We start from the raw sequence: 12,616 nt of genomic DNA, 5'->3' as shown, positions 1-12,616 counted from the left end.
GCAGCCCTGCTGCCATATACGATCATCGGGTCTCTCCTTCCTGTTCCTCGAGGTCCTCGGGATATCGACTCAATGCCTGTAGCCGGCATCGATCCGGTCGAGCAGTCGCAGCAACGCCGGCCATTCGCGCTTGCCGAAGGTGCCGGCGCGGGCATCCATCGCCCGGACGGTGTCGTCGATCGCCTGCTGCGACGGCAGGACGACCTCCGCGCTGGCGGCCATGGCGTCGACCTGCGTGCGGCAGGCCATCTCGAGCCAGTAGATGCGGCTGAACGCCTCGGCCGCGCTCGGGCCGACCGCCAGCAGGCCGTGGTTGCGCAACACCACTACGTCGTGATCGCCGAGCGAGCTGACCAGCGGCGCCTGCTGCGCGAGTTCGACGACGGGGCTGTCGAAGTCGTGGTAGGCAGTCCTGCCGTGGAAGCGCAGCGCCGTCTGGGTCATCGGCAGCAATCCGCACGGCAGCGCGGACAGCGCCATGCCGGCGCGGGTATGGGTATGAATGACGCAGTGCACGTCAGGCCTCGCGCGGTGGATGGCGGTGTGGATCACCATGCCGGCGCGGTTGACCTGGTAGTCATGCTCGTTCAGCGGGTTCAGCAGGACATTGCCGTCGAGGTCGATCTTGACGAGGTTCGACGCGCAGACCTCGCTGTAGAGATACCCATAGGCATTGATGAGAAGGTGCTCGGTGCCGGGAATCCGCAGCGTGATGTGGTTGTAGATCAGGTCAGTCATCCCGTAGCGGTCGACGAGACGGTAGCAGGCGGCCAGTTCCTGGCGGGCCCGCCATTCGGCGTCGCTGACGGTGGCTCGTACGGCTTCGCGCGCAATGGTGAAAGGAGGGTTCATGTTCTCTGTAAGGTCTATTCGACGCGGACGTTGCCTGCCTTGATGACCCTGCCCCAGCGCTCGCTCTCCGAGACGAAGTAGCGATTGAGTTGCGCCGGGGTCATGACGTCGGACTCCATGCCGAACTCGGCGATCTGCCTGCGCACCTCGGGCTCGGCGAGGATATCGGTGACGGTATGGCCCAGCTTCTCCACCACGCCGGGCGGCGTCTTGCCGGGGGCGACGATGGCGAGCCAGGAATTCGCCACCACGTCTGGATAGCCGCTCTCCGCGAAGGTCGGTACGTCAGGCAGTGCCGGGACACGCTTCGTGCCGGTGAAGGCGATGGCGCGCACCTTGCCGGCGCGTATGTGCGGGGCGAAGAGCTGGAGGGTGTCGATCATGACTTCGAACCTCCCCGCCATCAGGTCCGGCAGCGCGGCCGCGGAGCCCTTGTACGGGATGTGCTCGAGCCGGATTCCCGTATTCATCGAGATCAACTCGCCGGCGAGGTTCGCCGTCGAACCGGAGCCCGAGCTGCCATAGCGAATCCGGTCCGGATGAGCCCTGCCCCAGGCCACCAGATCCGCGACAGAGTGGATCGGCAAGTCGGCATTCACCACGAGCAGGAGCGGCACGCGCGCCATCATGGCCACGCCCGTCAGGTCGCGGCCCGTGTCGTAGGGAAGCTTGCTGTAGAGCAACGGGTTGGAGATGTGCGCGGGCGAGGTGGCCAGCAACGTGTAGCCGTCCGGATCGGACCTGGCGACGTAGTTCGCGCCGACCTGCACGTTGGCGCCCGGCTTGTTCTCGACGTAGAAGCTCGTGCCAAGCCGCGCCGACAGACGGCTGCCAATGAGCCGCGAGACCGCGTCGATGGGCCCGCCGGGCACCGAGGGCACCAGGAGCCTGACCGGCTTCGAGGGATAGGCCGGCTCCGCGGCCTGAGATGCCGTGATGGCGCAACCTATCAGGCCGAGTGCCGCAAGCGTGCCGGCAAGGCACCTGAATCCGAAAGCTGCTCGCATGTTTCCTGTCTCCTGCGGGATGGACGTGAATGGTTTGCCGCTGGTCCGGCGCGCTCAGTCGAGCAGCGCGACCTGAACATCCCGCGCGCCCTGGTAGGGATTGCGGCCGTGCCATACCTGCAGGTTGTCCAGGACCATCACGTCGCCGTCGCGCCATGCCCAGCTATGGGTGTTCCGGTCGCATACGGCATTGATGTGGTCGACCTCTGCGGTCTCCAGGCGTTGCGCGCGACCGAGAAACATGCCGGTCGGGTAGCGCTGGTTCTTCCGGATCACCGTATCGAGCACTTCCGTGGCCGTGTGGGACCGGTGCAGCCCCGAGCGGTACAGACGCTGCCCGGTCTGCGGATGGTCAAGAAAAGGGGCAAGCGTGGCAAACACCGTCAGGGAGCCATCGTCGTGCCAGAGCGGCTCGAGGCTGCGCGCCGCGCACAGGGCTTCGACTTCCGCCGCACTGTCGGTGCCGAACGCATGGTTCCAGCCGTATTGATCCTGGTCGACATACGAGGCTTCGACCGTATCCGTCTTCGGTCCGTAGGTCAGGGCCGAGCGCACGCCCAGCGACTCGATCTTCGCGACCAGCTCCTCGCCCATCTGTGTCACGAAATTGCGCGCATCGGCAACGACGGTCTCGCCGCCCACCGGCGCCGTCCTGTGCGAAAAGAAGGCGATCCGCTTTGGAAACTGTCGCCGGTACGCCATCTCCGAATGCACGCCCAGCCCGACGCTGGCATCCAGGCGGGTCGCTTCCATCACACGTCCCGCGATCTGCATGCGTGGCGCACGTCCGCCGAGGTATCCGTCCTGGAACGGGGGAAGCTGGTCGATGATGTCGGCGAAGTCGGCGGTATCCGGTGTCGGAAAGCCCCGCAATACGATGCCGCCGTGGCGGCTGACGAGCGCCTCGAGCACGGGCATGGCGTTGCGCGTCCATGCGCGAAAGCGCGTTCTCTCCCGCAATGCGTCGCCGTACGGCTCGATGAAGAGCGGCGGCTGCCCCGCCGCGCGCTCATGGCACCGCACCCCATTTCCCAATGCCTCGACCAGTTCCGAAGCCACCGCGATCCGACTTTCGTTCATTTCGTCTTCCCTTTGCCATTCCGGCACCGTCCTGCCGCCCTCGCTCGCCCGGCGGGGTGACACAACTCTACGAAAGCCAGCCGGTGCCAGTGATTCCCCCGATATGCCAGGCGATTCCAAAACGGAATACTTCCGGGTCAACCCGAACCAACATAGTCCGGAGGAAGCTGGATGCGGATAGATGATCTCCGAGCGTTCGTACTCGTGGCACGACACGGCAGCCTGCACCGCGCAACGGCACAGGCCGGCGTGACGCAATCCGCGCTGTCGAAGGCACTGGCCCGCCTGGAGTCGGAAGCCGGGATACGGCTGTTTGACCGCACCGCCCGCGGCGTGGCGCTCACGCAGCCAGGGCAGTCGTTGCTCGCACGTGCCGAACAGGTCGTGCTTGCGAGCCACGATCTCATGGGCGAGCTGGAAGCCCAGCGTTCGGCGCGCGCGGGGAATATCCGCCTCGCGGGCACGCCCCACCTTGTCTCGGCGTTCCTGATGCCGGTGATCGCGCAGTTCCTGGCGAGCCGTCCGCTCGCCCGCTTCTCGATCGACACGAGCCTGACGCAAGGCGCACTGCAGGCGCTGCTGTCTGGCGAAGTCGACTTCGCGTGCGGAGGATTGCCTCCCGGCGTGCCTGACGGCCTGCTCCACGCCCCTCTGCAGCCGCTGGCCATGCAGATCGTCGCGCGTGCCGATCATCCGCGGCTGCGCGCATGGAAGACGCTGGCTGATCTGGCTGACGAGCGCTGGGCGCTTCCGCAACCGTCATCCAGCGTGTACCAGATCGTGCAGGAGGCCCTCGCCCGCCAGAAACTGCCGCCGCCACGCGTCGCCGTGGAGTGGAACGGGTCGGGCGGCTCGGTTGGCGAGCTGATTCGCAACAGCGACCTGCTCGGCGTCGTGGCGCAGCGCGCGTTGCAGCAGGCGGATGGACGCGACCTCTGCGTGGTCGGCGATCCCAGCCTGCTCCGGCAACCCGGGATCGCGCTGTTCTGGCGCGGTGACGCCTATCTTTCGCCGTTCTGCGTCGAATTCAGGGAAACGCTGCTTTCTCCGTTTCTGTCACGGGAGAGGGAATGCGCAGTCGCGTGACCCGGCCGGCGGCAATGGCCTGCGGATTCAACCGCGATCCGCACACCGATGGCGCACGCGCCAGCGACGTGTCATCGCAGGCCTGATCACACCCGCATCTCGCAAGTGCGGGGGGCGCCGGCGGCCGATAGTGCCGCTGGTTCGCCTGAGAGTCCGCTATTGCAATCGCCTGGAAACTGGTTATGCTTTGCACTGGTTTGAGATACCCCTAGATCGTGCGTCATATCGTCCGCCGGCATTCGTGGATTGCCGGACTCCTTCTGCTTGTGTTCCTGTCAGTCCAGCTGGCAACGGCCGCTTACGCCTGTACGATGGGCCTGAGCGAGCCGGCAGGACAGGCGCCGATGGAGAACATGGTGTCTTGCGCGGACATGGCCGACCAGGATGCCGCGCAGAACGATGGCCAGAAAGCGCTTTGCATGAGCCATTGCCAGGCTGATGCAAAGCACGCCGATCTCTCCGCGCCACAGATTCCGGCGCATATCCCGCTCCTCGTCAGCATCCTCGTCGAGCCCCCCGTACTGGATGCCGCGCCGCTGATCGCCGTGCGCGCGCAGACCCAGCCGCGTGCGCCGCCACCGCCGCACGCCATTCTCCACTGCTGTTTCCGCACCTAGCCTCCGAAGCTACGCCACATCTTTGTCGCTCCCGACCTCTCGGGAGTGGTGGTCGTTGTTTCCGGAGGCTTTATGTCATTCCCGCGTTATCTGCGGCGGGCGCTGCTTTGCGCGTCCGCCCTCGGCATGTCGGTGTCGCTTGCTGCGCCACCGCATGCCGCCCCTGTTCTATCCATCGAAGAGGCCGCCGCACTTGCAACGGCGCATGCGCACGATGCCGAGGATTCGCACGGTGCCATCGAAGCGGCCGTGCAACAGGCTGTTGCTGCAGGCCAGTTGCCCGATCCCGTCTTCAAGGTTGGACTGAACGATGTGCCTGCCGATGGCCACGACAAGTTCTCGCTGAGTCGTGACTCCATGACCACGCGTTCGGTCAGCGTGCTGCAGGAATTCACGCGCGCTGACAAGCGACGGGCGCGCGCCGCGCGCTTCGAGGCAGAAGCCGCTTCCGCCGATGCGCGACGCATGGTCGGCGTGACCAATGTCCAGCGCAGCGCCGTGGCCGCGTGGATCGACCGCCGGTACGCCGAGCAGGCGGCCGCACTGCTTGGCCACCACGCGCATCCATTGAATCTCGCGCTGGAAGCCGCCAATGTGGCCTATCGCAGCGGCCGCGGCACGCGTGCCGACGTGCTGTCCGCGCAACTGGAAGTGCAAAAACTGCTCGACCGTGAAGGCGAGAACCAGGCGGCGCTCGACACCGCCCGCGTCAATCTGTCGCGCTGGATAGGCGCGGACGCCGCGCGTCCGCTCGGCGAAAGCCCTGCGCTGGCCGTACCGGATCGCATCGGGCAACTCATCCGTACGCGCTACGACGGCGTACCGGAAATTGCCGCGGCCCAGCGCGCCGTTACCCTTGCAGAGAGCGAAGTGCGCGTGGCGGACGAAGCGCGCAAGCCCGACGTCGCGGTCGAGCTGATGTATAGCCAGCGCGGCTCGGCGTACTCCAACCTGGCGTCGATCAACGTGAGCTTCCCGCTGCCGTGGGATCGCGCCAACCGGCAGGACCGTGAAGTGTCCGCACGGCTCGCACAGGCCACGGAGGCGCGCGCCAAGGCGGAAATCATCCAGCGCGATACCGACGCGGTAGTCGGTGCGCGCCTCGCGGAGTTGCGTCGCAACCTGGAACGCCTCAAGCGCTATGACGACGCCACGCTGCCGCTTGCCAACGCACAGGCGGATGCCGCGCTGACGGCCTACCGCGCCAACACGGGTTCGCTGCTGGCGGTGGCTGAAGCCAATCACCGCGCCATCGATACCGCGCTGGAACGCCTGGCCCTGGAGCGACGCACAACAAGGCTCTGGGCCGAACTCACCTTCCTGACGCCCCTGCCCACCGCACAAACCGAACCGGCTACCAAGGATCTCAAATGAGCCCACGACTAAAGATCGCCATGGCGTGCCTGGTTCTGACCGGTGCGGCCGGATATGCGGGCTATCGCTTCGGCGTTTCGCAGGGAATGCCTGCCATGCCCGGCAAACCGGAGACCGGCGCGACAGCGAAAGCCGGCGATATCGAACCACAAGCTGGAAGGAAGGTTCTCTACTGGCACGACCCGATGGTGCCGGGGCAGCGCTTCGACAAGCCGGGCAAATCGCCTTTCATGGATATGCAACTGGTGCCGGTCTATGCCGATGGCGACGGTGCCGGCAATAGCGGTGTCACCATCGACGGCCGCGTCACGCAGAACCTGGGCATCCGCACGGCAGAGGTGAAGTCCGCGCGTATCGCCTCCGTGCTAGAGGCACCCGGCAATGTGGCGATCGACGAGCGCAGCGTCCAGGTCATCCAGGCGCGCACCACCGGCTTCGTGCAGCATGTGGGCGTGCGGGCCACACTCGATCCGGTGCGAAAGGGCCAGGCATTGATCACCCTCTACGCACCCGACTGGGTGGCGGCACAGGAAGAATACCTGGCCGTGGCGCGGCTGCCCCAAGGGCTACAGGGCGACCTGGCGGGTGCGGCAAAAGCGCGCATGCTGCAAGCCGGCATGACACCTGGCCAAGCCGATGCGGTCGCCCGGTCGGGAACGCTGCAGACGGGCCAGGGCATCGCCAGCCCGCTCGATGGCGTGGTGACCGAAATCGCGGTACGCGAGGGCATGACGGTGACCCCGGGCATGACACTGTTCCGGCTGGCGGATCTCGGCCAGGTATGGGTGATTGCGGAAGTGCCCGAGGCCCAGGCGCGTGGCATCGCACCAGGACAGGCCGTCACGGTGTCGGCCGCCGCCGCCCCGGAGCCCGTGACCGGCAAGGTCGATGCGATTCTGCCCGACGTCAATCCGGCCACGCGCACCATCAAGGTCCGCATCGTCTTGCCAAACAGGCAGCACAGGCTGGCGCCCGGCATGTTTGCCAACGTGCGTTTCGACAGCGGCGACCGGCAGGACGTGTTGCAGATTCCATCCGAGGCCGCGATTCGTACGGGTCGGCGCACCATCGTCATGGTCGATGCAGGTCCGCAAGGTTATGTGGCCACCGAAATCCGCACAGGTCATGAATCCGACGGCATGACCGAAGTCCTCTCCGGATTAAGCGCCGGTCAGAAGGTCGTGACCTCCGGCCAGTTCCTGATCGATTCCGAAGCGAGCCTGCGCGGCACGTCGGAGCGGCTGGTATCGCCCGCCGGTGCATCCCCGCCCGCCGCGGCGGTGCAGGAATACGAAGGCACCGGTCGCATCGAGGCGGTCAATGCCGACGGGCTGACGATCTCGCATGGCCCGATTCCCGCCGCGCAGTGGGGCGCCATGACCATGGATTTCGCCGCACGCGACGCTGCATTGCTCAAGGGATTGAAGCCGGGCGATCGTATCCGGTTCCGTTTCCGCCTGGAACAGGACGGCGCGGCCACGCTATCGTCGGTAAAGCCGGCTGGCGCCGAAGGAGCCAAGCCATGATTGCGCGCATCATCCTGGCATCGATACGCAATCGCTTCCTGGTGCTGCTGGCCACAGTCATGCTGGCCGCGTGGGGTCTGTGGGCGATCCACGGCACGCCGCTCGATGCATTGCCGGACCTGTCCGACACACAAGTCATCATCCGCACACCGTTCCCGGGGCAAGCGCCGCAGCTTGTCGAAAACCAGGTTACCTATCCGCTCACCACCACGATGCTGTCGGTGCCGGGGGCCAGGACGGTACGGGGCTACTCCTTCTTCGGGGACTCGTTTGTCTACGTCCTGTTCGAGGACGGGACCGACCCGTACTGGGCTCGCTCGCGCGTACTGGAGTACCTGAACCAGGTGCAGTCCCGCCTCCCGGCAGCGGCCAAGCCAGCATTGGGGCCCGACGCAACCGGCGTGGGCTGGATCTATGAGTATGCGCTGGTCGACCGGACTGGCCGCCACGACCTGAGTCAGTTGCGCGCCTTACAGGACTGGTTCCTGCGCTTCGAGCTGAAATCCTTGCCGAACGTCGCCGAGGTAGCGTCGCTGGGCGGCATGGTCCGGCAGTACCAGATCGTGCTGATGCCTGACCGCCTGCGCGCCTATAACCTCTCGCAGGCCAAGGTGCTCGCCGCGATCCGCGGGGCCAACCAGGAGGCAGGCGGATCGGTACTGGAGCTTGGGGAGGCCGAGTACATGGTCAGGGCCTCGGGCTACCTGAAGACGCTCGACGATTTCAGGCAGGTACCGATCGAGGCCAGCAGCGCGGGCATCCCTGTCCGCCTGGGGGATATCGCCACGATCCAGCTCGGGCCGGAGACGCGACGCGGCATCTCCGAGCTCGACGGCCAGGGCGAGGTGACGGGCGGCGTCATTGTGATGCGCTCGGGCAAGAACGCGCTGGAAACTATCGATGCGGTCAAGGCCAGACTGGAAGTGCTCAAGAAAAGCCTGCCTGCCGGCGTCGAGATCGTCACCACCTACGATCGCTCCGGGCTGATCCACCGTGCAGTGGACAATCTCACCCACAAGCTCATCGAAGAATTCATCGTCGTTGCGCTGGTGTGCCTGGTGTTTCTGTTTCACCTGCGCTCCGCCCTGGTGGCCATCGTGTCGCTGCCCCTTGGCATTCTGGCCGCGTTCGTCGTCATGCGGTACCAGGGCGTCAATGCCAACATCATGTCGCTGGGCGGCATCGCAATTGCGATTGGCGCGATGGTGGATGCGGCCGTCGTGATGATCGAGAACGCCCACAAGCATCTGGAGCACTGGCATGCCAGCCATCCTGGCCAGCCGATGTCCGGGGCAGAGCGCTGGCGCGTGATTGGCGAATCCGCTGCGGAGGTGGGTCCGGCATTGTTCTTCTCGCTGCTGATCATCACGCTGTCATTTGTGCCGGTGTTCACGCTCGAAGCCCAGGAGGGTCGGCTGTTCTCGCCCCTGGCGTTCACCAAGACGTACTCGATGGCGGCAGCGGCTGGCCTGTCGATCACGCTGGTGCCGGTGCTCATGGGTTACCTCATTCGCGGCCGCATCCCCGGCGAGCACGCCAATCCGCTGAACCGCTGGCTGATCCGCGCCTACCAGCCCGTCCTGGCGAAGGTACTCCGCTATCCGCGAACCACCGTCGTCCTGGCAGCCATCGCCCTGGCGGCAACGGCCTGGCCAATCGCGCGGATCGGTGGCGAATTCATGCCACCGCTGGACGAAGGCGACCTGCTCTACATGCCCTCGGCGCTACCCGGCCTTTCGGCTGGCAAGGCCGCGCAGTTGCTGCAGCAGACAGACCGCCTGATCAAGTCGGTTCCGGAAGTCGCCACCGTCCATGGCAAGGCTGGTCGCGCCGACTCGGCTACCGATCCGGCGCCGCTGGAGATGTTCGAAACCACGATCCAGTTCAAGCCGCGCAATCAGTGGCGTGCCGGCATGACCCCGGACAAGCTGGTGGAAGAACTCGATCGCGTGGTGAAGGTGCCGGGCTTGTCGAACCTCTGGGTGCCGCCGATCCGCAACCGCATCGACATGCTGGCCACCGGTATCAAGAGCCCGGTTGGCATCAAGGTGGCGGGCACCGACCTGAAGGAAATGGACCGGCTTGCCACCCGCATCGAGGAAGCCGTGAAGTCCGTCCCCGGTGTCACGTCCGCACTGGCGGAGCGGCTGACCGGGGGACGCTACATCGACATCGATATCGACCGCGCGGCCTCGGGTCGCTATGGTCTTAATATCGGCGACATACAAAGCATCGTGTCCTCGGCAATCGGTGGCGACAACGTCGGCGAAGTGGTGGACGGGTTGGCGCGTTTCCCGATCAATCTGCGGTATCCACGCGACTATCGCGATTCCGTCGAGCAACTGCGCAGCCTTCCGGTCGTGACGGATCGTGGACAGCAGATCGTCCTGTCCGATGTGGCGCGCATCCAGGTGGTGCAGGGGCCGCCGATGCTGCGCAGTGAAAATGCCCGGCTGTCGGGATGGATCTACGTCGATATCCGCGGGCGCGACCTGCGCTCGGCCGTGCGTGACATGCAAGCCGCAGTGGCCAGGGCGGTGCCGATGCCGGCCGGCTATTCGCTGAGCTGGTCCGGGCAGTTCGAGTATCTGGAACGCGCAAGTGCGAAGCTCAAGGTGGTGGTGCCATTCACGCTGCTGATCATCTTCGTACTGCTCTACCTGGTATTCGGCCGCCTCGACGAGGCGCTGCTGATCATGGGGACGCTGCCGCTGGCGTTGATCGGTGGCTTCTGGCTGCTTTACGTGCTCGGCTACAACCTGTCCGTGGCGGGCGTGATCGGCTTCATCGCACTGGCCGGCGTGGCGGCCGAGTTCGGCGTGATCATGCTGCTATACCTCAAGAACGCCTGGCACGACCGACAGCAGCGAGGAGAGACGGACGTCGCTGCACTGCTTGCCGCCATCCAGGAGGGCGCGGTGCAGCGCGTGCGCCCCAAGGCCATGACGGTGGCCGTCATCCTTGCCGGGCTCATCCCGATCATGTGGTCGCATGGCACCGGTTCGGAAGTCATGCAACGCATTGCGGCACCGATGGTCGGTGGCATGATCACGGCGCCGCTGCTGTCGCTATTCGTGGTACCCGCCGTGTACCTGCTGATGCGCCGTCGCCAGGCGACCACATACCCCGCCCTTACCCACCCGACTCTCAAGGAGGAAACATGAAGACGCCCCTCGATGCCGTTGCGATTGCGCTCGCGCTCGCTTTCGGTCTGGTGCCTGCGGCATTTGCCGCGAATATGGATGGCATGGACATGAAGCCCGCGACCGGCGCCGCGAAGGCGCCTCAACCCGTCCCGGCCGAGATTCGCAAGATCGACGCGGCAACGGGCAAGGTCACGCTCAAGCATGGGCCGATTGCCAACCTGGGCATGTCCGCGATGACCATGGCATTTCCCGTCAAGGACCCCGGAACATTGAAGAACCTGAAGGAAGGTGACAGGGTGTCGGCAACCTTCGACACCTTGGACGGCAAGGCAACGGTTATCGAGCTGAAGAAGTAACCCGATGCAATCCAGAGGTCTGGCAGTGCCGCCAGTCATGCAGCCAGCCTGACCTCTGGAGATGCAGAAGCATGGGGGGCCGTGAGCTGCGAGCTGCTTAAGCGGGTTGCATGGTTTCCATTGTTCGACTATATTCGAAAAATGGAAACAAATAACGCCCTGGAAGCGCTAGCCGCGCTCGCTCACGCCGTCCGCCTGGCCGTGTTCCGCCTGCTCGTGCAGGCGGGGCCCGAAGGTCTGCCAGCGGGCCGCATTGCTGAATTGATGGAGACGCCGGCCTCGTCGCTGTCGTTCCACCTCAAGGAATTGCACCGGGCGGGCCTGCTGGCAAGCCGGCAGGAAGGCCGGTCGATCATCTACATGGCTCGCTTCGAGACCATGAATGCCTTGCTTGGCTACCTCACCGAGAATTGCTGCGGCGGCGCGCCGTGTTCGCCGGTGCCCTCCTGTTCCGTTGCCGCGGGGTCCTGAATTGGCGAGCAGACCGCGGAGTCGGGCAATGAGCACAGTGCAACGGACTGCCGCGGCAACGCAGGCCAGTGCCATCGGCTTCTTCGAGCGCTACCTGACCGTCTGGGTTGCGCTCTGTATCGTCGCTGGCATCCTGCTCGGCCAATGGCTGCCGGCGGTCTTTCAGGCCATCGGTGCCATGGAAGTCGCCCAGGTGAACCTGCCCGTGGGCGTGCTGATCTGGGTCATGATCATTCCGATGCTGATCAAGATCGATTTTGGCGCCATGGGCCAAGTCGCGGGCCACTGGCGCGGCATCGGCGTGACGCTCTTCGTGAACTGGCTCGTCAAGCCGTTCTCGATGGCACTGCTCGGCTGGATCTTCGTGCGCCATCTGTTTGCGGGCTGGCTACCGGTCGACCAGCTCGACAGCTACATCGCCGGCCTGATCCTGCTGGCCGCCGCGCCCTGCACGGCCATGGTGTTCGTCTGGTCGCAGCTGTGCAAGGGTGATCCGTATTTCACGCTCTCGCAGGTGGCGCTCAACGACGCCATCATGGTCGTGGCGTTCGCGCCCGTCGTTGGCCTGCTGCTGGGCCTGTCGTCGATCAGCGTCCCATGGGACACGCTGATCGCTTCGGTCGGGCTCTATATCGTGATTCCGGTGCTGATCGCGCAGGTCATCCGCAAGGCGCTGCTGGCGCGCGGCGAAGCCACCTACCAGCGTGTCACCGGCGCCTTCGGCCCCTACTCGATTGCCGCACTGCTCGCGACGCTCGTGATGCTGTTCGGCTTCCAGGGCGATGCCATCGTGGACCAGCCGCTGGTCATCTTGTTGCTGGCCGTCCCGATCCTGATCCAGGTACTGCTGAACTCCGGCCTGACCTACCTGTTGAACCGCAAGCTCGGTGTTGCCCACTGCGTGGCCGGCCCTTCGGCGCTGATCGGCGCGAGCAACTTCTTCGAGCTGGCCGTGGCTACCGCCATCAGCCTCTTCGGATTCCGGTCCGGTGCGGCGCTCGCCACCGTCGTGGGCGTACTGGTCGAGGTGCCCGTGATGCTGTTCGTCGTGGGCATGGTCAACCGCTCGCAACGCTGGTACGAATCGCCTTGAGGAACCAA

The 12,616-nt window shown here is 65.4% G+C and carries 11 protein-coding genes; 8 read left to right on the top strand and 3 right to left on the bottom strand.

The window, feature by feature from the left end; translation table 11 throughout:
- Positions 1–69 precede the first annotated feature (69 nt).
- From AC1DK4_RS10150 to AC1DK4_RS10140, 3 genes are read right to left on the bottom strand one after another with little or no spacing between them, the layout of a single operon-like run.
- The gene (locus AC1DK4_RS10150; protein ID WP_441613996.1) at positions 70–852 is read right to left on the bottom strand and encodes a class II aldolase/adducin family protein; all 783 of its coding nucleotides are present in this window, start codon (positions 850–852) and stop codon (positions 70–72) included.
- Between the two features lie 14 nt (positions 853–866).
- Positions 867–1,859, bottom strand: a complete 993-nt coding sequence (locus tag AC1DK4_RS10145; protein WP_441613995.1) for a Bug family tripartite tricarboxylate transporter substrate binding protein — start codon at positions 1,857–1,859, stop codon at positions 867–869.
- Positions 1,860–1,913: 54 nt separating this feature from the next.
- Positions 1,914–2,966, bottom strand: a complete 1,053-nt coding sequence (locus AC1DK4_RS10140) for a TauD/TfdA family dioxygenase (RefSeq protein ID WP_441613994.1) — start codon at positions 2,964–2,966, stop codon at positions 1,914–1,916.
- Between the two features lie 144 nt (positions 2,967–3,110).
- Here AC1DK4_RS10140 and AC1DK4_RS10135 point away from each other — a divergent pair, with 144 nt between their 5' ends.
- The 8 genes from AC1DK4_RS10135 (at position 3,111) to arsB (ending at position 12,608) form a co-directional block, all read left to right on the top strand.
- Positions 3,111–4,025, top strand: a complete 915-nt coding sequence (locus AC1DK4_RS10135) for a LysR family transcriptional regulator (RefSeq protein WP_441613993.1) — start codon at positions 3,111–3,113, stop codon at positions 4,023–4,025.
- A 344-nt stretch (positions 4,026–4,369) separates the two neighbouring features.
- Complete coding sequence (locus tag AC1DK4_RS10130; RefSeq protein WP_441613992.1) at positions 4,370–4,642, top strand: hypothetical protein; 273 nt, start codon at positions 4,370–4,372, stop codon at positions 4,640–4,642.
- A gap of 72 nt (positions 4,643–4,714) precedes the next feature.
- A complete protein-coding gene (locus AC1DK4_RS10125) occupies positions 4,715–6,016 on the top strand; it encodes a TolC family protein (RefSeq protein ID WP_441613991.1) in 1,302 nt (433 codons plus the stop codon).
- Entirely contained in the window at positions 6,013–7,542 is a 1,530-nt protein-coding gene (locus AC1DK4_RS10120; RefSeq protein ID WP_441613990.1) for an efflux RND transporter periplasmic adaptor subunit, read from the top strand. Before AC1DK4_RS10125 ends, AC1DK4_RS10120 begins: the two co-directional genes overlap by 4 nt.
- Positions 7,539–10,706: an efflux RND transporter permease subunit gene (locus tag AC1DK4_RS10115; protein ID WP_441613989.1), complete on the top strand. Its 3,168-nt coding sequence runs from the start codon at positions 7,539–7,541 to the stop codon at positions 10,704–10,706. The genes AC1DK4_RS10120 and AC1DK4_RS10115 overlap by 4 nt, the downstream gene beginning before the upstream one ends.
- Entirely contained in the window at positions 10,703–11,044 is a 342-nt protein-coding gene (locus tag AC1DK4_RS10110; protein ID WP_441613988.1) for a copper-binding protein, read from the top strand. The genes AC1DK4_RS10115 and AC1DK4_RS10110 overlap by 4 nt, the downstream gene beginning before the upstream one ends.
- A 141-nt stretch (positions 11,045–11,185) precedes the next feature.
- Entirely contained in the window at positions 11,186–11,515 is a 330-nt protein-coding gene (locus AC1DK4_RS10105; protein WP_441614073.1) for an ArsR/SmtB family transcription factor, read from the top strand.
- A gap of 28 nt (positions 11,516–11,543) precedes the next feature.
- Positions 11,544–12,608, top strand: a complete 1,065-nt coding sequence (arsB, locus tag AC1DK4_RS10100; RefSeq protein WP_441613987.1) for an ACR3 family arsenite efflux transporter — start codon at positions 11,544–11,546, stop codon at positions 12,606–12,608.
- The last annotated feature ends 8 nt before the right edge of the window (positions 12,609–12,616 follow it).

It is taken from the genome of Cupriavidus sp. 05N38 (assembly GCF_056397345.1).
This window is presented reverse-complemented; position numbering and strand designations above follow the sequence as displayed.